Source organism: Thalassospira lucentensis MCCC 1A00383 = DSM 14000 (genome assembly GCF_000421265.1).
Taxonomy (GTDB): domain Bacteria; phylum Pseudomonadota; class Alphaproteobacteria; order Rhodospirillales; family Thalassospiraceae; genus Thalassospira; species Thalassospira lucentensis.
Map to the genome: position 1 here is coordinate 110192 of NZ_ATWN01000008.1, position 23551 is coordinate 133742.

The following is a 23551-nucleotide window of genomic DNA, read 5'->3' on the forward strand; positions in this document are numbered from 1 at the left end:
TTGCGGGGCGGAGCGACCATATGACGCGAAACAAATCCGAACGTAAAATTGAACTTGAACACAAGATTTTCAAGACGTTCGAAGAATGCCACTTTCAAAAGTCTGATATTTCAGACGAAGCTCTGTTTGTGCTGCAAATGGCCGAGGGATCGGTTGTTTCGCTGCCGTTGCGTGCTATCTGCCGCGAATTCGATATTGATGTGAATTCCAAGGATGGCGAGTTGATCAGCCTGATCGACAAGGCCCTTAATTTCATTAACATATTGCGCCCGGGCGATGACCTTCCGCTTGAAGTTCTGACCGGTGAAGCATCGTGGGATGTCGACGAAGCACATCAGGCGATTGCCTATAACCGTATCACCATGCAACTCGTGACCTGGATGTCGGGCAACGAAGAACTGATCACGGATCCTGATCAGCTCATGCAGATCGCGGAAGACCCCGGCACCAAAAAGAAGATCAATCAGGCTTTTGACGAAGTCGCCGAGAAGCTTGGATTGGGCAAGGAAAACCGCGAAGAAGTCGTCAATCTGGTTCATCAGGTTGCAGACGAACTTTCCTATGTCGAGACCTTGCGCGAGAAATATCGAAGCATCAAGATGGTTGACCGCAAGATGCAGGAACTTCGCCGCATTTACGCGCATGAAAAAGGCGTTCTGGAAACTGTTACCCAAGCCATCCGCCTGCTTGATGATGCCAAGAAGAAGTTCGAAACGACGTTTGAAGAGATTGACGCCAATACCGGCGAAATCATGTCCGTCCTGAAAAACTTTTCGTCCCAACGGCAATATATCCGCACCAAACGCGATGACCTGCATCGGCGCCTGCGCGCTTGGGAACCGCTCATTGTTCAGTGGGAAAACCTTGAGGTTGAGCGTGGCCCAGTGGCCGTTCGACTTGTGCGAGACACTTACCAGTTCCTCGCACCGCGCTTCATGAAGGTCAAACAGTGGCTTTTGATGACCAAGATGCAAGATGGCATCGCATCCGGGCAAACATTCAAAGATGAAGACGAACGCATGGGTGCGCTCAAGGGCAAGATGATGCAGTGGTAATAGAGACCTGCACAGAACACGACAGCTAAATCACAAACGAAAAATCGCGGTTTACTCCGCGATTTTTTTTGATTCTAGGCCTCTATTCTGACCCGTTCAGAATACGTCAGCTCAGCATAATTTTAAGTGCTATATGTCCATCAATCGTCGTGATGGATTTGTTCGAGGATGCAGGCACAGGTACTCTTGTATCAATGCAATAAGCGATCATTGCCGCAGCAAGTTCCGCCCCCGAGCTCGGCACGACGACCTTTTCGCCGGCATCCGATGTGATTGACATCCGCACGATGACTTCCGGCTTTTTTTCGATCTCAAGACCGCTAATCTGCCCTGACGGAAGAGGTTTGCCCGAACGACGGCGATATGCCATCAGCGCCTTGACCAGTTCACCATCTTCAAAAATGATACAGCGCATCTCGCGCATGACTGCTCACCCTGCAATTTTTCCTTAATTGCATATGGTAGTGCCAAGTAACAAAACAAACATTAACGCACGAAAGAATAACGACTTAGGGCTTTTCAAACCGGGTCGCATCCCGGTTCCGGCAGCACAATCAGCTTGATGCCAACCAAACGCCAACAGCAACCATCAAGGTTCCTGCGATGCGGTTGAGTATCCGGACATTGCCACTTTTTTCAAGGAACCGACGCAGCGAACGGCCACCTGTCGCATACAGCGTCATGCAAATCAGTTCGGTCATCAGGATGATTGCAACCAGCACCGAAAGCTGAGGCGCCATCGCATGTTCCAGACTAATAAAGGGGGGCAACAATGAAATCATGAAGGCCCAGCCTTTCGGATTGGCAATAGCCGTCACAAAGCCCTGGGTCATCAAGCCATAGGGTGTTGCCGTCTTCGCACCTGAGACTTCGGATGAAATTGCCATGCGTCCACGCGATAACCACAACTGAATGCCCAACCACGCCAGATAGCCGCCGCCGATATATTTAAAGACAGCAAATATCGCCGGGTACTGCAACATTACGGCTGCCACACCAAGTGCCGATGCCACAACAACGATCCCAACGCCGACCAGTTCGCCCATCATCATCCACAAGGTACGGCGAAGACCAATGGTCATGCCAAGTGTCAACGCAAGCGTCATGCACATGCCCGGCGTAATCGAGACAAAAAAGGCCGTCGGGATAAAGGCCCCGATCAAGGACAAACTGACCATAGAATATTCCTGTGACGGTGGGTGGCGCGCAACTGTGATACGCAAATCTCGCAATTCGCAAAATCACGGCAAAACCACTACCCGATAACGTGAAACGCAGCCAGCGTCTTTTTCAAGATAACGGCATCTCTGAAGGTAAAAAATGCCCCGTCAAAGCCAAAGATAAACCTGCGGATTGGTATGGCTCGCTAAATTCCACTCAAAAAAGCCAACAAAAGATACAAAAATTACTTGACCTTCGTGGACGCTCAAACGAAATTGGGGACGTCGCCAGCACCGTCTGGCCTAGAAAACCATTTGATGAAGACCGATGACCGCAGACAATTGCAACATTGATGCATTTGCCGATCGCGCCGAAGCCACCGCTTCGGGCGCCTTTGTGCTGTCTGCTCTCAACCTACTTTTCGGTCTACTTGGTCTCGCTGCCCTAGGCGCGCTACGACTTACACGCCCCTGAGCGAAAGACGACGGACCAGATCACGCAAACGAAGTTGATCATGGTGCCGCAGCTCAGGGGAAAAAGTCGCGCCAGATGGCCCGCACTCCTTCCAGACAGAATTTATATATACCGGGCAAGGCCCGTTTGATCAGGAAACAAGACAATGGCTAGTGCAAACGACAATCGCGTCATCATTTTTGACACCACCCTGCGTGATGGGGAACAATCCCCGGGTGCGTCGATGACGCTCGATGAGAAACTGCGTGTGGCACATGCTCTGGCGGAACTGAAAGTTGACGTCATCGAAGCAGGCTTTGCCATCGCATCGAATGGCGACTTCCGATCCGTCAATGAAATCGCCAAGCAAATCAAGGGCCCGACCATCTGTTCGCTGTCCCGTGCGGCCAAGGGTGATATTGAACGCGCTGCTGAGGCGCTGGAACCTGCGGAAAACAAACGTATTCACACCTTTATCTCCACAAGCCCGCTGCACATGAAATACAAGTTGCAGATGGAACCAGAACGCGTTCTGGAAAAAGTCATCGAAAGCGTGACACTGGCACGCAAGTTCACCGACGATGTTGAATGGTCGGCAGAAGACGGCTCGCGGACAGAGCACGACTTCCTGTGCCGCTGCGTTGAAGCGGCAATTGACGCCGGAGCAACCACAATCAACATCCCCGATACGGTTGGCTATACCACCCCGACCGAATATGCCGATCTGATGACCATGCTGTTTAACCGCGTGCCAAACATCGACAAGGCAATCCTGTCGGTTCATTGCCACAATGATCTGGGCATGGCGGTATCGAATTCGCTGGCAGCGGTTCATGCCGGTGCACGTCAAATCGAATGCACCATCAATGGTTTGGGTGAACGTGCCGGGAACGCCGCACTCGAAGAAATCATCATGGCGTTGAAAACCCGCAATGATGCCTTCCCGTATGAAACCGGCATTGATTCAACCAAAATCATGAACGCATCGCGTTTGGTTTCGGCCGTTTCGGGCTTTGTTGTCCAGCCAAACAAGGCGATTGTTGGCGCGAACGCATTTGCCCATGAAAGCGGTATCCATCAGGACGGCTTCCTGAAAAATGCAGAAACCTATGAAATCATGAAGCCCGAAAGCATCGGCCTGAATAAGTCCAGTCTGGTGATGGGCAAGCATTCCGGTCGCCACGCCTTTAAGGAAAAGCTCAAGGAACTGGGCTTTACCGAACTGGGTGATAACGCCATCGAAGATGCCTTTGCGCGTTTCAAGGAACTGGCCGACAAGAAAAAAGAAGTCTACGACGACGATATCGTCGCCTTGGTCGATGATGGCATGCGTGACAACGAACACATCAAGTTCGTTGGCCTGACCGTGACCTGTGGCTCCCGCGGCCCGCAGACGGCGGAACTCAAACTGACTGTGGATGGCGAGAGCCGCACGGCGAAAACCACTGGTGATGGTCCGATTGACGCGACGTTTAATGCGATCAAGGAAATCTATCCCCATGACTGGCGCCTGAAACTCTATCAGGTTCACGCCGTGACCGAGGGTACCGACGCACAAGGCACAGTGACAGTTAAACTCGACGGTGAAGACCGCACTGTGGTTGGCAATGCATCAGACACCGACACGGTTGTCGCGTCCTGTGTTGCCTATGTCACCGCGGTTAACAAGCTGATTGAAAAAAGCAAAAGAACCGCACCGGATGCCATGGCGTCCTGATCGGTACTTTTCACAAGCTTTGAAAAAGGTGGCGGTTTCGCCACCTTTTTTTTGCGCGCTCTTTATCGCACGTCACCGGTTCTGTCTGATGCAAATATCGTGCGGTCGCACTTTGTGATATCATCTTGTGAAACCATGATCGGGGTGATGACATGCTTGGATTGCATAGTTCCGGACACTGTCGCTTGGGATTTCTGCTGGCTGGTTGCCTGCTTTGCGTGAGCACCTTCTATTCGATTGCGGGAATTCCACACGCCGCGAAAGCAGATCCGGGGCAGTCAATCATGGTCCCTGCTCAGCCTTATCCGGTAAGTGGCCTGCGCCAACGATTGATCGCCGATGGGAAAACAATCCCCGGCGTTGACGACAGCATGCAATCAGATATCCCGGCCCGCTATTTCCCGCCAAAGAACTCCGATCTGGCCCAAGACCGCAAACATGCCGCTGTTGTCGCCCTGCCCGATTGCGATGACCGATTTCCCGAAAACTGGATTTCCATTCTGCAGGATGCGGGCCTTGGCGTTTTGCTGATTTCCCCGTATCAGGCCCATCCGTCGCAGGCCTATTGTACAGAAGGTTCACTCGACAAACCCAAACACGGGGTCACCTATTGGGCATTTGATGCCCTCAGCGCACTTTCCTACCTTGCACAGCAACCAGACATCGACCCGAAACGAATTGCAGTGTTTGGCTATGGGTATGGAGCCGCCGCGGCCCAGTTCACCATTTACCGTCATGGACTGGCCAAACGCATCCCCGAACGGTTCCGTGCACTGGTCGGGCTTCGTCCGCAATGCATGTCGGAGATGGATAATTTTGTTCCAAGCTTATTGGTCGGGGTTAGGAATGACCCGTTCAATCCCCCTGCATGGTGTCAATGGCGCATTGACCGTGACCTTGAGCCCAGCCGGAAACCAGTGCAGTTGGAACTGGTGAACAGTGACGAAACAATTGAAAAACAAGCGACTCGGGAATGGCTTCCTGTTGAAAACAGTCCAGCAGTCGTATACCTTATCACGAACTTCCTGTCTGATAATGAGATTGAAGACAAAAGCGGTCAAAATTGAATTAAACCGCCAAGACCATATTCCTGATCATGTTTTTGTTGCTTTAATTCAAGAATTTGACGCGCCTTAATTATTCCTCAATCCCCTGAGCAGATTATTCGTGCATCGGCTTAATCCTTGCGCTATCAAAGCCGGTACATTCGTATTCAAGATTTTACTATTAACCGGGGCATAGGGCAGGAATGTTTTCCAAGCTTCTTGGGGTTTTATCCTCCGACATGGCGGTGGATTTGGGCACCGCTAACACACTGGTTTACGTCAAAGGGCGAGGCATTGTCCTTAACGAACCATCCGTGGTGGCCATTACCGACGAAAAAGGCAAGAAACAAGTTCTTGCCGTTGGTGAAGAAGCCAAACAAATGCTCGGTCGTACTCCGGGGTATATTCAGGCGATCCGTCCGCTTCGTGACGGTGTCATCGCCGAGTTCCATATCGCCGAAGAAATGATCAAACACTTTATCCGCAAAGTGCATGGTCGTCGTAACTTCGCGAGCCCGGAAGTCATCATCTGCGTTCCATCTGGTTCGACCGCTGTTGAACGCCGTGCAATTCAGGAAAGTGCTGAAAGTGCTGGCGCGCGTAAGGTCTGGCTGATTGACGAACCGATGGCTGCGGCTATTGGTGCCGGTCTTCCAGTTACCGAACCGACCGGCTCGATGGTTGTTGATATCGGTGGTGGTACGACCGAAGTCGCCGTTCTGTCGCTTGGTGGTATTGTTTATGCCCGCTCAGTACGTGTTGGTGGCGACAAAATGGATGAGGCAATCATCGCCTATATCCGTCGCACCCATAACCTGCTGGTTGGCGAAAGCACGGCTGAGCGCATCAAAAAGGAAATCGGTTCTGCATGCGCACCCGATGATGGTGATGGTGCAACGGTTGAAATCCGTGGCCGTGACTTGATGAATGGTGTGCCAAAAGAACTGATGATTTCCGAACGTCAGATCGCTGAAAGCCTGGCCGAGCCGGTTTCTGCAATTATCGAGGCCGTCAAGGTCGCGCTTGAGCAGACGCCACCGGAACTGGCTGCTGATATCGTTGACAAGGGCATCGTGCTTACCGGTGGTGGAGCAATGCTTGGCAATCTTGATTATGTCTTGCGTCATGCAACCGGACTTCCGGTTTCGATTGCGGATGATCCTCTTTCCTGTGTTGCGCTCGGTACCGGTCGCGCACTTGAAGAGAAAAAGATGCTGCGCAACGTTCTGCACACAGCGTACTAAACCAGATCTGATCGAAAAACTTTTCACCGGGTCGTATCCACACTGGACGCGACTCGGTGATTTCGTTAAGGTTGGGTATCCTGATGGGATATTCGATAACCTTTCTCGAAATGCGAGGAATACTCTTGGCACAGCATGGCGGTCCGCAGCAGCGTATCTTTTCGCCGTTACGTACGGCGCTTCACCGCTTCGCTTTCATTCTGTTGATCTTTTCGGCCTTTGGACTAATGCTTTTGGGCAAGGCCGATACAGTCCTGATTGAACGCATTCGGGCCGCATCGGCCGACCTTGTGTCGCCGGTGATGAATATCGTGTCCCGTCCCGCATCCAGTATCAACGAAATTACCGACAAAGCTTACAACCTCGCACATCTATACGAGGAAAATGAACGCCTGCGCCGTGAAAACTTGCAATTGCTGGCATGGCAGCAAGCCGCGCGTAATTTGTCGCACGAAAACGCCCGCCTGCGTGAACTGGCGCACTACACAACCCCACCCTCGCTGCATCTTGTGACCTCACGCGTGATTGCGGATATGGGGGGTGCTTATGCACACAGCCTGATGATTTCGGCAGGATCGCGTGACGGGGTGATTAAGGGACAGGCGGTTATCGCCGATGAAGGCCTTGTCGGGCGCATTGCCGAAGCCGGGTATCAGGCTTCGCGTGTGCTTTTGATTACCGACATCAATTCGCGCGTTCCGGTCATTGTTGAGAATTCGCGCGATCGCGCATTTGTATCAGGCGACAACACCACCCGCCCGCTTCTGACATTCCTGACGGCGGATGCAACGGTCGCACCGGGTGACCGCATTCTGACGTCCGGCCATGGTGGTGCATTCCCGCCGGGTATTCCGGTTGGCGTTGTATCGTCGGTTTCGGAAAATGCGGTGCGTATTGCCCCGCTGTTCCGCCGTCATCAGCTTGAATACCTGCGTGTTGCCAATTACGGCCTGCATGGCATCCTGAGTGAGCAACGCATTCGCCAAAGTCAGGCACCATCGAACACCGATGCCACCAACCTTGCACCTGACATCCCCGCCGGTGTTGGTGTAGTGCCCAAGGAATCCGAGATTGATGCCCACAAACCGATGTTCAAACCACCGGCCCCAGAAGGGGATCGTCCGTGAAACCCGGCGTCTGGCATAGACTGGACGTTATTGCACGCGGTCTTCTCCCGGCGTTTAGTGTTTTCGTCCTGCTTCTGATCAATCTGCTGCCCGTCAGCCTGCCCCTGCTCTCGACGGCCTCACCTTCTTTGGCGTTGATGGCGGTATTTTACTGGTCTGTGAACCGCCCTGATCTTCTTACCGCCTTAACAGCCTTTTTCCTTGGTCTTTTACAGGACCTTCTGATGGGATTACCTTTGGGGGTCAGCTCACTCGTGTTGCTGCTTGTCCAGACCGGCTCGGCCAGTCAGGGGCGATTTTTCCACAATAAGTCGTTCAGCGTGATGTGGTGGGGCTTTGCACTGGTGGCGATTCCAGCCTTACTGGTGCAGTGGTTGCTAAGCTCAGCCCTGATCGGGGCCCTTTTGCCGATCAAGGCGACTTTGATCAGTTATGTGCTCACGTCGTTACTTTTCCCACTTGTGGCATGGGGGTTGGCCCGTGCCCAGAACAGCTTGCTGCGCTATATATAGGCAACAGCATCATGCACAGAAAAATCTGGCAAAGTTGATGTTTTGGCAACGGTGATCCGTTATGATGTAACAAGATGGTTTCCAAGCAGCGACAAGCCAGATAGAACGGCTCAAACGACCGGGTTTTGCCCTACATTATCGAGCATAGACAGGTAATCTTCGCCCATGTGGCACCGCGATTCAGACAGATTCAGATTATTCACCCGACGCGCCCTGATGCTGGGTGCGGGCAAGGGATTATTGCTGACCGGTCTGGCTGCGCGCATGTACTACCTTCAGGTGCTTGAAAGTGACCGGTACCGGACACTAGCCGATGAAAACCGTATTTCTCATCGCTTGCTGCCACCGCCACGCGGCCTGATTACCGACCGGTTCGGCGCGCAGCTGGCAGTGAACCGTCAGAATTATCACATCATGATTGTGCGCGAACAAACACCTGACGTGCGCCGTACACTTGAAATCCTTAATCAGATTATTGATCTTGGCCCAGGTATCATCGAACGGGTTGAACGCGACGTTGCAAAGCGGCGGTCCTTTGTTCCGGTAACCGTTCGCGACAATCTGACATGGGATGAAGTCGCACGGGTTGGTGTTAACGCACCCGACCTGCCCGGCCTTATCATTGATGCCGGTCGATCACGTGATTACCCGGAAGGACCGCACCTTGCCCACACGCTGGGGTATGTTGCCGCTGTTTCCGAAAAGGAACTTAACGGCGATCCGCTTTTGGAATTGCCGGGCTTTACCATCGGTAAAAGCGGCATTGAAAAGGTTTATGATCTGGCACTGCGGGGGAAAGCAGGAACAAGTCAGGTCGAAGTCAATGCCCTGGGCCGCGTGATCCGCGAACTTGAACGCGAAGAAGGCGAAAGCGGTAACACCGTTGTCATGACGCTTGATCTTGAATTGCAACGTTATGCCAATCAACGGCTTTCAAGACAGGAAAGCGCATCTGCGGTCGTTATGGACATCCATAATGGCGAGGTGCTCGCCATGGCGTCCCACCCGGCCTATGACCCCAACGCTTTTACCACTGGCATTTCGCACAGACTTTGGAATTCTCTGGTCAACAATCCCTATTCACCGCTGTCAAACAAGGCTGTGAACGGCACCTATGCTCCCGGTTCGACATTTAAGATGTGCGTTGCCTTGGCGGGACTTGAATCTGGCATCATTTCAGCGGACCAGAGGTTCTTCTGTAACGGGTATCTCGATTTGGGCAATGCCCGTTTCCACTGCTGGAAGCGCGGCGGGCATGGTTGGGTCAACATGCATAACTCGCTCAAGCATTCCTGCGATGTCTATTACTATGAAATTTCCCAGAAAATTGGCATTGATCGGATTGCAGCGATGGCCAATAAGCTTGGCCTGGGTACAGAAACCGGCATTGACCTTCCCAATGAACGCAGTGGCCTGATCCCGACCAAAGACTGGAAAGAGATCCAGCTCGGCAAACGCTGGCAAGGCGGCGAAACTCTGATTGCATCCATTGGTCAGGGGTATGTTTTAACCACCCCGCTTCAGCTTTGCACCATGACGGCGCGTATTGCATCGGGTAAAGCCGTTAAACCCCATCTGACGCGTGATCATGTGGCACCGGATGGCATTTCAAGCCGCCAGAACGAAGAATTCCCCGACCTCCAGATCAGCCGTGCCAGTCTTGCCCGCGTACGCGACGGCATGAACGGGGTCAGTAACGAACTACACGGAACAGGGTATCGGGCGCGCATTGACATCAAAGGCATGGAACTGGCGGGTAAAAGCGGCACCAGCCAGGTCCGCCGGATCACCATGCGCGAACGCCAGACCACCGGTGTTCTGGACAATGATGACTTACCATGGAAATATCGCGATCACGCTCTGTTTGTTGCCTTTGCCCCGATTGAAAATCCACGCTATGCATGTGCAGTTGTGGTCGATCATGGCGGCGGTGGGTCGTCAGTCGCAGCCCCGATTGTCCGTGACCTTTTGATCAAGGCGCAGGAACTACAATCTGCCAGACCGGGGATATCAGCAGCCGATCTGCCAGCCAGCGCTCAGCTTCGTCCAAAGCCGCCACAGTCCGAAGAAGGCGAGGGTTAGTCACATGCCGTTTAGCAAATATCGCATTGGTGAAGACCCAGACTACGTTCCAATCGGACGCCGTCTCTTACTCCTGAACTGGACACTGGTTGCCTTAATCACGGCGCTTTCGGGGATCGGGTTTGCCATGCTGTATTCGGCAGCAAACGGATCGCTTGAGCCATGGGCAGAACGTCAGATGATGCGTTTTGGCATTGGTGCGGCCTTGATGATCATCATCGCGATAACCGATATCCGCATCTGGCTCAAACTGGCCTATCTGTCCTATTTCGTTGCCCTTGTGCTCCTTGTCGGGGTCGAAATCAAAGGCGATATCGGCATGGGTGCACAGCGCTGGATCAACCTTGGCTTTTTCCAACTGCAACCATCCGAACTGATGAAAATCTCGTTGGTTCTGGCCTTGGCACGTTATTTCCATGGCCTCACAGTTGAGGAAACCGGGCGCATTACATTGCTGCTTCCCCCTCTTTTGATGGTTCTGGCCCCGGCAGCCCTTGTGCTGCGCCAGCCTGACCTTGGAACCGCGTTGCTGCTGGTTGCTGGCGGCGGCGTGATCTTCTGGCTTGCCGGGGTTCGGATGTGGAAATTTGGCCTCATTCTGGGCAGTGCGCTTGCCGCCATTCCGATCGGCTGGCAATTCCTGCGTGACTATCAGAAGAACCGTGTCCTGACGTTTATGAACCCGGAAAATGATCCCTTGGGTGCGGGGTATCACATTACCCAATCAAAGATTGCTTTGGGGTCAGGCGGCCTCTTTGGCAAGGGGTTCATGCTTGGGTCACAAAGCCACCTTAACTTCCTGCCTGAAAAGCAGACCGACTTTATCTTTACCATGCTTGGCGAAGAATTCGGTCTTGTTGGTGGCCTTGCCTTACTAATGCTTTATGCCCTGGTCATTACCTATGGCTATGTGATTGCGCTTCGTTGTCGTAATCAATTTGGCCGCATGGTTGCCATTGGGGTGACATCGACATTCTTTTTATATGTCTTCATCAACATCGCGATGGTCATGGGGCTGATCCCGGTTGTTGGCGTGCCTTTACCGTTGGTGTCTTATGGTGGCACCGTAATGATGACCATTCTGGTCAGCTTTGGCCTTTTGATGAGTGTGTCCATCCACCGCGATATTCGCATCTCGCGACAGGGTAATGACGACGGACGTCAGTAGCCCGAAGGCATCAGGTACCCGTGACCACGCCGAGCATTTCAGAAATTATGATTTCAACGGTGCTTAGGTATAAGACAGGTCATGCGTTGATCTGTTCGAAAAGCATCTCGAAATCGGTCAGGACACAGCGATTGCGACCGGTTTCCTTGGCATTATACAGCGCACGGTCCGCCAGCGAATAAATCAGAGCTGAAATATCGCTGTTCTCGCGGGATTTAAGCGCGTCAAGATTGCGAACAACCTTGCCATCAAGTGCTGCCGCACTGGCACTCGATGGAAGCCCCGCCACACCAAAACTCGCGGTATATGAAAGTTTGTTCCCACCATAACTGACGTATGATTTCTCAAACTCCGCGCGCAAACGTTCCGCAAGCTTCATCGCACCATCAAGTTCTTCACCGGGCAAAAGAACGGCAAATTCCTCGCCGCCCATGCGGGCAGGCAAATCAATATCTCGCAATGTCGCCTTCATTGATGTTGCCAAGGCAACAAGTACAGCATCGCCAGCCTGATGGCCGTGGGTGTCATTGAAATTCTTGAACCGGTCAATATCAAGCAGGATAACCGACATCGGTGTATCACGACGGCGCCAGACAGAGATGGCTTCTTCAAGACGCACAAGATAGGCCCGCCGGTTTGGAAGCCCCGTCAGCGGATCAGTCGATGCCAGAACTTCAAGTTTTTGCATCGCATCTTTTAGTTCCTCTGTGCGTTGCTGTACCCTGGCTTCAAGATTGACGTTGGCGTCCTGCAATTCGTCGCGTGCACGGCGCAACTGGCCAACTTGCCCACGGATCATGCCAAACAAGCCAACCGTAACCGACCCCAACAATTGAATTTCATCGTCGTGGCGATGATGCGGGGGCATTTCCATCGGACGGTCGTAATCGGTTGGGTCTGCCTTGATAATATAATCACCAAGATGCACAAGCGGCCGGGAAAACACGTAATAGCTCATCGCAGCAAAGGCCATGGCCATCATGACAGCAAGGATCATATTGCTTAGGAATGACCATGCGACACGCGACATAAAGCTTGAAACATAGACCTGCGGGTTCAGCTCAATGATCATTTCACCGCTGACTGTTGCAGATTGCGCATCTGGATCGCGCACGGGAATGACAACAGTCTGAAGCCCACCAAACAGCTTTTCCGCCCACCGCGACGCCGGTATCTGTCCCAATGGGCGCTTTTTCTCAAAGAAAATACCGTGCTCTGCGTCCGTAAGCGTAATCCGCGCAATCGATCTTTGGTTGAGCATTCCGCGCGCCATCACATCGGCAAGTTCACGATCACTCTTATTAAGAACTTCCATTGCAACAGGCACGTTGCTGGCGATTGTGCGCTGATTGGCCTGCGTATATACGCCGTACAGCCACCCATAGTCATTGTAGGCCTGAAACGCCGTGATCAGGAGGCCAAGGATCGCGGCAAGAAATAACGAATACTTCAACTGACGCGCCGCAATGGTACTGCCCAGCTTCAATCCGGCCAGCGCATCATCATGCTTGTCATCGGGTTGAAGCACCACTCCAGTATCCTTTTCTTTTCTGCCATATATCTTGGGATAGGTTATTTAGTCTTTAGAAAGAGTGTGAGCCAAACCTTCTACACCAAAGTAATAGTCACGTCCCGAGGTCTGATGTTCAAGGCTGAACTGGGAAAAATCGATATTTTTCCAGTCTCGTGTGCCAAAGATGCGTTCGAAATGCGCAAGGTTTCCTTGATTAACCGCCTCCATCCTAAACGATATCTCTGGATGATCATGGAGCACTTCAACGCCTGCGATATAATCATTTAGCAAAACCATCACCCACGCGCCGGCAAGAAAGTGCCCGCCATGGGTCATGGTCATTTTCCCATTCGCAACATTTTGCATGCCCTTTTCCGACCAATTCAGGCCACCAACAAACACATCCGTGCCCGCCGTCATACCAGCCTGTTCAATCGCGGCAATCGCGCCAAGTGCAATATCGTCATTTGCCGCCCAGACAGCGTCCAGACATTGGCCACCAGCAATCCAGGCCGCCGTTTGCCGATACGCCTCTTCAAAAGACCAATTGGCCACCAAACGACGTTTTTCATTCAAAACAGGAAATTGCTTGAGAGCAAGATCAAGGCCTTCAAGCCGTTGAAGGGATGCTGGCGTGTGCCGATCCCCGGCAATCGACAGCAGGCAAATTGTTCGTGGCAGGCCACCGGTATGCGATAAGCGCACCCCATCGATCAAAGACTGTGCAATTTCAAACCCTGCCCGCTCATTGTCAGGCGTCAAGGTGAAAATCAGTCCTGACACATCCCCGGTTACCTGAGCGATGTTTTCTTTCTGCTGCTTGGTCAGACCATTGAGTAGCATGATAACCGGAATGCTGCGTTTCTCGGCTTCCAGAACAATGCGTGAGCCTTGCTGATGTTCGTTGACGGCAATGATATAATCGGCGGGTGGGTTCATATCGAAAGCGCTCTGAGCACTATCGATCATCTTTTTTTGGTCACGGTTACTGTCAAAGACGAACAGATCAAATCCAAACTGATCTGCGGCAACCTGCATTGTATCGCGGACATCCTTCCAGAAGCCACGATCACCATATCCCGGATTGATAAAGGCAACACGCACCCGATCAGACGTTTGAACAGTATCATTGGCCTGCGCAAAAGCTGGCATACCCCATGACAACACAACCCCAAACATCAGGCACAGCAGAGAAAACCGCACGTCTCACCCCCAGAACAAACAGATCAACAGCACGCACAAGCCCGCGCCATCCGATTGGGCATCCAATAGACAATTCCCGCCAGCAGGTCAAACCCGCCAGCGTGTTAACTGTCGATTGTAACGCGTGATACTGTGCATTTCACAGTTTGAGCTCGGGAATTCATTCCATGGCTTCGGAAAACAGCAGTTCAAACTGCTGATTTATTGCATTTCCAGCAGAACTTCTTGCTGTACAGCCCGAAAAAGCGCGGCATGATCAAGATTAACATAGTCAACCTGCCATCGCACCAGTTCAGCAAACAGCTCGGTATTGGGCGTATCGATGAAAATCATTGTTTCAAGGCCACGTTTTTTAGCCTCTAGAACATCGTCGTGCGTGATGTTGCTTTCAAGAAACTCGAATATATGGCCGTGTTCGTGATGGATAGCTTTTTCAAGTGATCCTGCGACATGCAATTGGATGTTGCGGCGGATTTCCGGCGCAATGGTTCGGTATTCTTGGCGAATTTCGGCTGAAAATGATCCAAGGAAGGCATCATCTGGCGACCCGAAGTTCCGCAGCATTTTGATCACCGCGGGAACATCGGCTTGTTTGATCTCGCAATAGATTTTGCAAAGCCCTTTGATGCGGCCGAGAAATTCGTCCAGACGCGGCACCTTCTCGCCCGCGAAATCCGGCGAAAACCAACTCCCTGCATCAAGGTCATCAATCTGCTCACTGGTCATTTCGGCAATAAGGCCGGTGCCATTGGTGGTCCGGTCGACGGTGTCATCGTGTATGACATACAAAACGCCATCGGCAGATTGCCGCACATCAAATTCGATATAATCGGCCCCGGCCATCACCGCCTTTTGTGCGCTGGCAAGCGTATTTTCCGGCGCGCTTAAACTGTCACCTCGATGCGATACGACCAATACCGGTTTCACAGCTGTCACCTTTCAAAGACCAAGACTGCTGAAAGGTAAGTCACGCCATACAACCCCGACAAGGTCGACCGAACAATTTCATCAAAGCGTTATAAAAGCCCCGACTGAAACCAGATGCTCACAGGCTTTAGGACAGACTGTTTTGTACGCTGCTTAATGCGCGTGCGAGTTCTTCATTGCTCATGTCCGCACGGTTTTCGATGCCACGCTTCTGCGCCAAATGATACAAATCGTCGCGTCGCCAGCTCTCATAGGCGGGGGCATTCCTGCGTCGATAGGTTGGCGTATGCACGTCACTCTCGCCTGAGATTTTTTTCAAGCTCGCCACTTTAACCTCCTTTATGGGATGGTCCTGAGCGTAGGCGGCACGAGCTTTTCCCACGATAGAAAACGTGCCGTTATCTTTCATGTAGGCAACCGTGCAGGAATGTCTATTGCCCACATCTTAGTTTTTGGTGCCAAGCAGCTTAAGCATCAGATGAAAAACAACAAAAAAAGTTACTTCCCATCAACAGAAACGATTTGTCATTATTTTATCGTTGAAACGTTTATTTTTCTATTTGAGGTGCGAATTCTCTGTTAGCTTTTGGCAAAGACATCATCAGGGGCTCCGTCTATGGCATTGCATTTTGAACGTCACGAACTCGCAACCCGTCGTGCGCGTACCATTGAAAAACTTGAAAAATCGGGGCTCGATGGGATCCTGATGTTTCGTCAGGAAAGCATGTTCTATCTGACCGGATATGACACCTTCGGCTATGTTTTCTTTCAATGTCTGTATCTTGGCGCGGATGGAAAGGTTGCCCTGATCACCCGTGCACCAGACCTTCGTCAGGCACAACACACATCCGATATCGAAGACATTCGTATCTGGGTCGATGGACCGGACGTAAACCCGGCAGTGCAATTGCGCGACATGCTTGCCGAGTTTGGCTGTTCTGGCAAAAAGCTTGGTGTTGAGTATGAGGCTTACGGCCTAACCGCAGCCAATGGTAAGAAACTAGAATCCGCACTTGATGGTTTCTGCCAGCTTGAAGATGCATCGCGGCTTGTTTCGGAATTGCGCGTTGTCAAAAGCCCGGCGGAACTTGACTATATTCGCACCGCCGCCAGTCTTGCCGATGACGCATGGGATGCGGCCCTTTCAACCGTCCATGCCGGTGCATTCGAAGGCGACATTCTTGCTGCTATGCAAGGTGCGGTATTTGCCGGTGGCGGGGATTACCCGGGCAATGAATTTATCATTGGTGCGGGTCGCGATGCACTTTTGTGCCGCTATTTCACCGGCCGCAAACATATTGCCGACACCGATCAGATCACACTCGAATGGGCTGGGGCCTATCGCCATTATCACGCGGCAATGATGCGCACCATTCCGGTCGGCGATGCCCTGCCTCGTCATATCGAAATGCATAAGGTCGCAACCGATGCCTTGGCCGCCTGCCGCGAGGCATTGCGCCCGGGCGAGCCCATCGGCAAGGTTTTTGATGCCTATGCCCGTGTTTGCGATACTGGCGGCATGAAGGATCACCGCCTGAATGCCTGCGGCTATTCAATGGGGACGACATTTGCCCCGAACTGGATGGATTGGCCGATGTTCTATCACGGCAACCCGGTCATTGCCGAACCGGGCATGGTTTTCTTCCTGCACATGATCCTGATGGACAGCGACAGCGGGATTGCGATGTGCCCCGGTCATTCGGTCATCGTGACGGAAACCGGCAATGAAAGCGTCTCACGCCACGGCCATGACCTGATCACCCGTTAGGTCAGACACTAAAAAGGAGGGTGGCAATGATCCACCCTCCTAAATCCTGCAACAGCATTCATATCGGCAGTTCTGGCACAGCGCGTCAAACGCGCAATGCTGCATGCATTTCAGCAATCGTGTCTTCGGCCAGTTTATCAAGCTCGGCAATACGGGCATGAATTGCATCATCAAATGCACCGTCATATTTTTCAAGTTCACGTGCATCGTCTGCCAGCTTCTGTGCGGCAAGGTTTCCCGCCATGCCCTTAATGGTGTGTGCGGCCCGGCGCAGAGCTTCGCGATCGCCGCTATTGATCGCCTCAACGATCTTGCCACGCTCTTCCTGATAGGACGCAGGCAACAGATTAATCAGCATCGAAAATTGATCTTTTCCAAGCGCTGAACACATTTCATCGAACCGGCTGTTATCAATCAAATTCATTATTGTCTCTTTGTCTGCACTGCGTTGGTCATCATCAACATTATCAGCAGTTTTGCCATCCGAGTTCGGTATATGGTCCTTTAGCGATGACATGTCACCCAAAGCTACATCATCTGATGCATCCGGTGTCTTGGTATCAGTTGCTCGTGCAGTCGGCGCCTTGGGCTGCAATGCCAGTTCCAAGGGAACCACATCAACCTGATCGCTTTCCAACCGAGGAGAAATACGTGGACGGTTGCGCAGGAATCTCAAAAGTGTGCTGTAAAGCTTACGTTCTTCCACCGGTTTGGTCAGGACATCATCCATCCCCGCCGCCAGAAAATCGCGATGCCGGTCGTTAAAGGCATCTGCCGTCACACAAATAATCGGAATGCGCAAACCACCTGAGAACCGTTCAAGTTCACGGATATGGCGGGTCGCACCCTCGCCATCAAGAACCGGCATATGTGCATCCATCAGGATGATGTCATAGTCATTATTACGAAATGCCTGAACAGCTTCGCGACCGTTGGGTACGACTTCAACGATCAAATCATGCCGCTTGATCATTGCCGCAATTACCTTGGCATTGATTTCGTTGTCTTCGACGACAAGAACCCGCGCACCGGCCAAGACAGTACCGCCGTCATCGACAACTTTTTCGTAATGTGGATGGTTTTCAGTGCTTTCGATTTCGGTCATAAATGGAAGCCAAAGGTCAAACCGCGTACCTTGCCGTTCAACACTGCTAACCGTCATTTTTCCGCCCATAAGCTCCGTCAGGCTAAAGGCAATCGACAGCCCAAGTCCGGTTCCACCATATTGACGCATTGTCGAATTATCGGCCTGAGTGAAAGGCGCGAAAATCTGGGACAGCCGTTCCTGGGCTATTCCAATACCGGTGTCGATCACCGCGAAATGATACAATATCTCGCCGTCTCGAAGGCTGCGCACACCTTCTTCAGGCTTGTGATCCGGATCTATTTTATTGATTTCAAGGCGAACCGAACCTTTGCGGGTAAATTTCACCGCATTGGACAACAGGTTCCACAAAATCTGACGCAGGCGGACTTCATCCCCCCAAAAGACAAGGTTCTCAAGCGCCCCGTCTTGGCAAATCACCGACAGGTTCTTTTCCGCCGCAATGGTTCCGACAAAGTTTTTCAAATCGGAGGTCACGTCGGACGGGTAAAATGACCGGTTCTCGAGTTCTACCCGACCAGACTCGATCTTGCTCATATCGAGAATATCATTAAGCAAAGCCATCAACGCCCTGCCCGATGACAAAATACCATCAACCCGTTCGCGCTGATCGTTATCAAGGCGCGTGTCATGGAGCAATTGTGCAAGCCCGAGAACACCATTGAGCGGTGTACGAATTTCATGGCTCATAGTTGCCAGAAATTCACTTTTGGCCGAACTGGCAAGATATGACTGGCGATAATGGTTGCGCAAGGACAGCAGAACAAAACCCAAGGCAAGGCTATAGCTTATAATCCGTGACGGGATAATGAACCGGGCAATCAGCTCCACGCTATCAGCTTCAAAGACAAACAAGGCCAAGTGATTGAATGTGCCGATTAACATGCTCGTACATAGCATCGCCTCAGCCAGCGAAAAGCGCACAGAACAACGCACCATATAACCGGCGGCACCGATCGCCATCAACATCGCCGTCGGCGCCAGTATCAGGGTCCCGACATCATACAGTACATGCTGCATACCGAAGTTGATGCCAGGATGCAGCGAAATGGGAACCATCATGGCCAAGCCGCCGACAACCAAAATAACAATCGTTGCAACGACGACGCGATCCTGAACAAAAATCTGATCGTTTTTATTCGCGGCGTGCCAGCTCATCACCATCATAAATGCCGCAGCAAACCGCATGACCAAAACCAAAAGTCCAACGAATGTTCCAATGGCCTGTTCACGGCCAAGAACAAATTGATCCCCAAGCAGATGCGGTATGCCCAGAATGTCGCCGATCAGTAAGAACAACATGATCAAAACGACAAAAACATACTGTTTGCGTTTGGTCAGTTCGTAAACCATCCAGCTGATTGCAAGCGTCAGCAAGGCAATGGTTTCCACCATGGCAATCATCGAAAAAGTGAACATGCCAACGGTCGCGTCAGACAGCGATGAGTAAAAAAGAAAAATCGGCGTGATGGCCAAAAAGACTGCCAGAGTGATACCCGCACAGGTCAGTATCCGAAGCATTTAGGCACCCTTTTTCCCCATTGCGTCACTGGGGATCAAACACCCCGGACAATCGCGCATTGCTCAAGAACGGCCTTTGCCCATTTAACGGTTTCCTGGGCGATCGATTGCATGTGTTTGTATTTTTCAAACTGTGACGCAATCAATTCCAGACGTTGCAGAAATTCCGGAGGCCGATCCAGTTCCAAAAGCTGTTCTGCAAGTGGGTCAAAGGCGGCATTCTGAAATTCCAGTGAAAGACTTATTCTGGGTTCTGTCGCATGTCTGGATGCGCGCCCGCCCCAGTGGTACAAGTCCTGTCGCCACCCCATCACCGCGCCGGGACTGGCTGGCAATGCCCGAACGTCCTGCAAATTCACATCTTTTGGTTTAGTAACATTACGAGCATAACACCTCTCAAAAGAACGCGGCAATACATACATGCAACCGTTCTGTGGTGTCGCAACGCTAAGTGGCACCCAAAGTGACAAACTGATTACCATGTCATCGCCAAACGCGCTTTCGCCCTGATAATCGCGATGTGGAGGCCACCCACGCCCATCCTCATGCGGGTCAACGTGCCACGCCCAGAAATGCGGTAAAAGTGCCAGCCGGTCGCCAAGGAAATGACTAAGCAATGGACGCAGACGCATAAAGATCTGCCACGCCTCGTCATAAAGATAAATCATGGCGGGCGGCAAATCATGGCGCACAAGAGTTTCGATCCCCTCACACAATGTCGCCAGCGCATCGGTTGGCAGGATGTCCTCAATCAGGAAATATCCTTCGTCCCAAAATCGCTCAGACAATTCCGATACATCGAAACCATCACTCAATGCCCCAACTGTCGCGACATCGACACATCCGTTTTGCGAATTGGTGATCGAAAGCTGCGGGTTGATCTTTTGCCATTCATCTGGCTGTGTGGCGTTTTTCGGTGTGATCATCGGTCAATGTCCGGTATTGAGAGTGGCCGGACGATACGCAGTCAACACAACCAAGGCAAGTGCGTCTTGCCTGCCTTCTGGTTATGGTGACCCAAGATCGATCCGAGGTTGATCGGAAAATGCCATCATCACGAAACTGGGGTCATCGCTGCCGATGACAGAGTAGATGACAGACAAGACAATGCATAAAACCCAAACGCCCCCGATAGATACAACGCCCATCAATCACGGTGGGTCGATTGATCTTGCCGCGCAAAAATACGGCATCGCGGTTGAAAACTGGCTTGATCTGTCAACCGGCATCAATCCGGTTGGATATCCTGTTCCCCAAATTGCACCCCATCATTGGCAGCGCCTGCCACTTGGCAGCGAATTGGCGGCGCTCAAAAACGCTGCCAGCCAATACTATCAACTGCCGTCGCCCGATCACCTTGTCTGCACAGCAGGCACCCAGTCGCTTATTCAAACCATTCCGTTTTGGCTGCGTGATCACAGCCACATCAGTTCCGTGCATATTCTTGGCCCAACCTATGCCGAGCATGGTCGATGTTGGCAACGCGCAGGCCATGCCTCCACACACCATGATATCCCTGCGATGGAGCGATTGGACATGGCCCGATCGCTGTTTGAAACGGGTATTTCTGACACAGTTGTCATTCTGGTTAATCCGAACAACCCCGACGGCGCCCTGATCCCTGCATCCGATATCGCCGATCTGTCCAATTTGGCCGATCAATCGAACAATTGGCTGATTGTTGATGAGGCATTTATCGATTGCGAACCGGACCAATCGGTTTGTCCGAACATTAATAAAATGCCCAAGACACTTGTATTGCGATCTTTTGGCAAGTTCTTTGGCCTAGCCGGGATCAGAATTGGCTGCGTGGTCCTTTCACCCCCACTGGCGCGTGACCTTGAAGAACGCATTGGACCGTGGGCCATTCCCGGCCCCTCAATGGAAGTCGCAACCCTTGCCTTTGCCGATCACGATTGGCAGCAGGCAACACGTGAACGTCTTAGAAAAGATCGCGACCGACTTGAAGCTCTGGTGACAGATCACAGCCCGTTAAAATGCGTTGGGGCAACGCCGCTGTTTTTGCTGTTTGATGGACAAAAGGCACACAACATTGCCAACCATTTGGCATGTAAGGGTATTATGGTTCGGCTGTTTGACCATGATGAAACGAAGGTGCGTTTCGGCCTTCCCGGCACGAAGGCCGAGTGGGACCGGCTGGAAATAGCATTTCAGGCATTGGAAATATAGATCGACGGGCTTTAGTGAATGCTGCCGTCTTCCCATGCCTGCTTTTTACGGTATATCGTTGATGGGCTGACGCCCAGTGCGTCTGCGGCGCGCGGGATTGATCCGCCACACCGCTCTATCGCTTCTTCTATGGCCTGTTTTTCAACAAGCCAAAGGGGCCGAATTTCCGAATATCCCAACCCACCTGAGGTTTGCGGTATTGACGGAATTGCCATCGGATCGTTTGCATTGGCCCCCACCGACATTCCGACAAGATTATCCGCATTTTGCGACTGGCGATTTTCGACAACTTTGCGCATTTGACGTGCACCTGCCAGAAACGCCAGTGCTTCGGGGTCACCTTCCCACAAACGCGCGGAGTTTCCCGCATCATTGGAGACGCCCGGATGGGGTGGCGGTGCTTCGATTGTTGCCGAAGTAAACTGATCACCATCGGTGCTGCTGTTGACCGGACGCGGCACCATCGCAAGGGTTACTTCCGTGCCGTTATTCAGAACAACAATGTTGCGGATGATGTTTTGCAACTGACGAATGTTGCCCGGCCACGAATAGCTGGCAAACAATGCCGATACTTCCGGCGTGAACCGCTCGAAATCACGGCCTTCTTCGCGGTTGTAGCGCTGAAGATAGAAATTCGCGATTTGCAGAATGTCTTTGTCACGATCACGCAACGGCGGCATATGCAGCGGAATGACATGCAGGCGGTAATATAAATCCTCACGGAACCGACCGGTGCGCACTTCTTCAAGCGGATCCCGGTTCGTCGCACAGACAAACCGGACATCAACTGTTTCAAGCGAACTACCACCCACTTTCTGAAACGTCCCGGTTTGAATAAACCGAAGTAACTTTGTCTGAAGGTCGAGATCCATCTCGCAGATTTCATCAAGAAACAGCGTACCATCCGCCGCCCGGTGTGCCGCCCCTTCGCGATCGGCAACAGCGCCGGTAAAGGCGCCTTTGACGTGACCAAAAATCTCGCTTTCCATCAAATCTTTGGGGATTGCACCGCAGTTTAACGGGATGAATGGATCGCTTGAACGTTCGGACCGACTGTGGATGGCCTCGGCGGCAAGTTCCTTACCGGTTCCTGATTCCCCGGTGATAAAGACGGTTGCGCGACTTGGGGCTGCATTTTCAATAATGCGATAGATATCGCGCATATTTTCCGATCCGCCGATGATATCAAAATACATCTGGTCGGTATCGTGATCCCCGAATTCTTCAACATTCTTAAGCGGGAGGACCGATGGCCCCGCCAGCGCCTTTTTGACCGTTTCGCGCAATTTGTCCGCGGCAAAGGGTTTAAGAAGAAAATCCCAAGCCCCTTCGCGCATGGCCTCAACCGCAATATTGACCGATCCATGGGCGGTAATCACCACGATTTTACATTCGGGACAAATATGTGAGGCACTTCGCAAAACTTCGCGGCCATCCATATCGGGCAGCACCAGATCAAGAACCAGAACGTCTGGCGGATCCTGGCGCAGGCGTTCAATGGCGTCAGCACCATTGAGCACATGCTCGACCAGATGACCATCTGCACGCAGGTAGTCCTGATACACCCGCGCAAGCGACAGGGTATCTTCCACAATTACTATGCGTGCCTGCTCTGGCATTTTTTGGTTCGCGTCCCGATATAGCCACTATGGTCAAGCATACCGATTGTGACATCACTGCCACAACTGCAAACATTGTTGCAGTGTCGGTTCAAACCATACAAAATCAGAGTAAGATTAAGAAAAGCATAGTTTTAACG

20 protein-coding genes are annotated in these 23551 nt (G+C 52.0%); 11 read left to right on the plus strand and 9 right to left on the minus strand.

What is annotated here, in order from left to right; translation table 11 throughout:
- The first annotated feature begins 20 nt into the window (after positions 1–20).
- Complete coding sequence (locus K355_RS0116490) at positions 21–1055, plus strand: hypothetical protein (protein WP_022733260.1); 1035 nt, start codon at positions 21–23, stop codon at positions 1053–1055.
- 106 nt (positions 1056–1161) lie between these two features.
- On the opposite strand, the gene K355_RS0116495 is transcribed toward K355_RS0116490, so the two are convergent.
- Both K355_RS0116495 and K355_RS0116500 read right to left on the minus strand, forming a co-directional pair.
- Positions 1162–1479: a hypothetical protein gene (locus K355_RS0116495; RefSeq protein WP_022733261.1), complete on the minus strand. Its 318-nt coding sequence runs from the start codon at positions 1477–1479 to the stop codon at positions 1162–1164.
- Positions 1480–1609: 130 nt separating this feature from the next.
- On the minus strand, positions 1610–2233 hold the full coding sequence (locus K355_RS0116500; protein ID WP_022733262.1) for a LysE family translocator: 624 nt from the start codon (positions 2231–2233) through the stop codon (positions 1610–1612).
- Between the two features lie 89 nt (positions 2234–2322).
- Here K355_RS0116500 and K355_RS25605 point away from each other — a divergent pair, with 89 nt between their 5' ends.
- The 8 genes from K355_RS25605 (at position 2323) to rodA (ending at position 11565) form a co-directional block, all read left to right on the plus strand.
- Positions 2323–2547 (plus strand): hypothetical protein, encoded by a 225-nt coding sequence (locus tag K355_RS25605; protein ID WP_147250398.1) that lies wholly within the window; start codon positions 2323–2325, stop codon positions 2545–2547.
- Positions 2548–2835: 288 nt separating this feature from the next.
- Positions 2836–4386 carry a 2-isopropylmalate synthase gene (locus K355_RS0116510; protein ID WP_022733264.1) on the plus strand — a complete coding sequence of 517 codons (1551 nt, stop codon included), beginning with the start codon at positions 2836–2838 and terminating at the stop codon, positions 4384–4386.
- 284 nt (positions 4387–4670) lie between these two features.
- Positions 4671–5453: a dienelactone hydrolase family protein gene (locus tag K355_RS24210; protein ID WP_147250399.1), complete on the plus strand. Its 783-nt coding sequence runs from the start codon at positions 4671–4673 to the stop codon at positions 5451–5453.
- 182 nt (positions 5454–5635) lie between these two features.
- Positions 5636–6676, plus strand: a complete 1041-nt coding sequence (locus tag K355_RS0116520; protein ID WP_022733266.1) for a rod shape-determining protein — start codon at positions 5636–5638, stop codon at positions 6674–6676.
- A gap of 125 nt (positions 6677–6801) precedes the next feature.
- Positions 6802–7803 (plus strand): rod shape-determining protein MreC, encoded by a 1002-nt coding sequence (gene mreC, locus K355_RS24215; RefSeq protein WP_022733267.1) that lies wholly within the window; start codon positions 6802–6804, stop codon positions 7801–7803.
- The gene (mreD, locus tag K355_RS0116530; RefSeq protein WP_022733268.1) at positions 7800–8315 is read left to right on the plus strand and encodes a rod shape-determining protein MreD; all 516 of its coding nucleotides are present in this window, start codon (positions 7800–7802) and stop codon (positions 8313–8315) included. Before mreC ends, mreD begins: the two co-directional genes overlap by 4 nt.
- Positions 8316–8480: 165 nt before the next feature.
- Positions 8481–10397 carry a penicillin-binding protein 2 gene (mrdA, locus tag K355_RS24220; protein WP_022733269.1) on the plus strand — a complete coding sequence of 639 codons (1917 nt, stop codon included), beginning with the start codon at positions 8481–8483 and terminating at the stop codon, positions 10395–10397.
- Between the two features lie 4 nt (positions 10398–10401).
- On the plus strand, positions 10402–11565 hold the full coding sequence (gene rodA / locus K355_RS0116540) for a rod shape-determining protein RodA (RefSeq protein ID WP_022733270.1): 1164 nt from the start codon (positions 10402–10404) through the stop codon (positions 11563–11565).
- Positions 11566–11644: 79 nt separating this feature from the next.
- On the opposite strand, the gene K355_RS0116545 is transcribed toward rodA, so the two are convergent.
- The 4 genes from K355_RS0116545 to K355_RS0116560 all read right to left on the minus strand — a co-directional run bounded on the left by K355_RS0116545 (position 11645) and on the right by K355_RS0116560 (position 15617).
- Positions 11645–13096, minus strand: a complete 1452-nt coding sequence (locus K355_RS0116545) for a GGDEF domain-containing protein (protein WP_022733271.1) — start codon at positions 13094–13096, stop codon at positions 11645–11647.
- A gap of 45 nt (positions 13097–13141) precedes the next feature.
- Positions 13142–14281: an ABC transporter substrate-binding protein gene (locus K355_RS0116550; protein ID WP_022733272.1), complete on the minus strand. Its 1140-nt coding sequence runs from the start codon at positions 14279–14281 to the stop codon at positions 13142–13144.
- Between the two features lie 201 nt (positions 14282–14482).
- Positions 14483–15208 (minus strand): glycerophosphodiester phosphodiesterase, encoded by a 726-nt coding sequence (locus tag K355_RS0116555; protein ID WP_022733273.1) that lies wholly within the window; start codon positions 15206–15208, stop codon positions 14483–14485.
- A 127-nt stretch (positions 15209–15335) separates the two neighbouring features.
- A complete protein-coding gene (locus tag K355_RS0116560) occupies positions 15336–15617 on the minus strand; it encodes a hypothetical protein (RefSeq protein ID WP_022733274.1) in 282 nt (93 codons plus the stop codon).
- Positions 15618–15824: 207 nt separating this feature from the next.
- Here K355_RS0116560 and K355_RS0116570 point away from each other — a divergent pair, with 207 nt between their 5' ends.
- Positions 15825–16976 (plus strand): M24 family metallopeptidase, encoded by a 1152-nt coding sequence (locus tag K355_RS0116570; protein WP_022733275.1) that lies wholly within the window; start codon positions 15825–15827, stop codon positions 16974–16976.
- 85 nt (positions 16977–17061) lie between these two features.
- Here the strand turns inward: K355_RS0116570 and K355_RS25170 are convergent, their stop codons facing one another.
- Together K355_RS25170 and K355_RS0116580 are read right to left on the minus strand one after the other, a co-directional pair.
- The gene (locus tag K355_RS25170; protein WP_022733276.1) at positions 17062–19602 is read right to left on the minus strand and encodes a hybrid sensor histidine kinase/response regulator; all 2541 of its coding nucleotides are present in this window, start codon (positions 19600–19602) and stop codon (positions 17062–17064) included.
- 35 nt (positions 19603–19637) lie between these two features.
- Positions 19638–20528 carry a phytanoyl-CoA dioxygenase family protein gene (locus tag K355_RS0116580; protein WP_022733277.1) on the minus strand — a complete coding sequence of 297 codons (891 nt, stop codon included), beginning with the start codon at positions 20526–20528 and terminating at the stop codon, positions 19638–19640.
- Between the two features lie 166 nt (positions 20529–20694).
- Between K355_RS0116580 and cobD the strand changes: the two genes are divergently transcribed.
- The gene (gene cobD / locus K355_RS0116585; RefSeq protein WP_022733278.1) at positions 20695–21792 is read left to right on the plus strand and encodes a threonine-phosphate decarboxylase CobD; all 1098 of its coding nucleotides are present in this window, start codon (positions 20695–20697) and stop codon (positions 21790–21792) included.
- A gap of 11 nt (positions 21793–21803) precedes the next feature.
- On the opposite strand, the gene K355_RS0116590 is transcribed toward cobD, so the two are convergent.
- Positions 21804–23411, minus strand: coding sequence for a sigma-54-dependent transcriptional regulator (locus K355_RS0116590; protein ID WP_022733279.1), 1608 nt, complete (start codon positions 23409–23411; stop codon positions 21804–21806).
- Positions 23412–23551 lie beyond the last annotated feature (140 nt).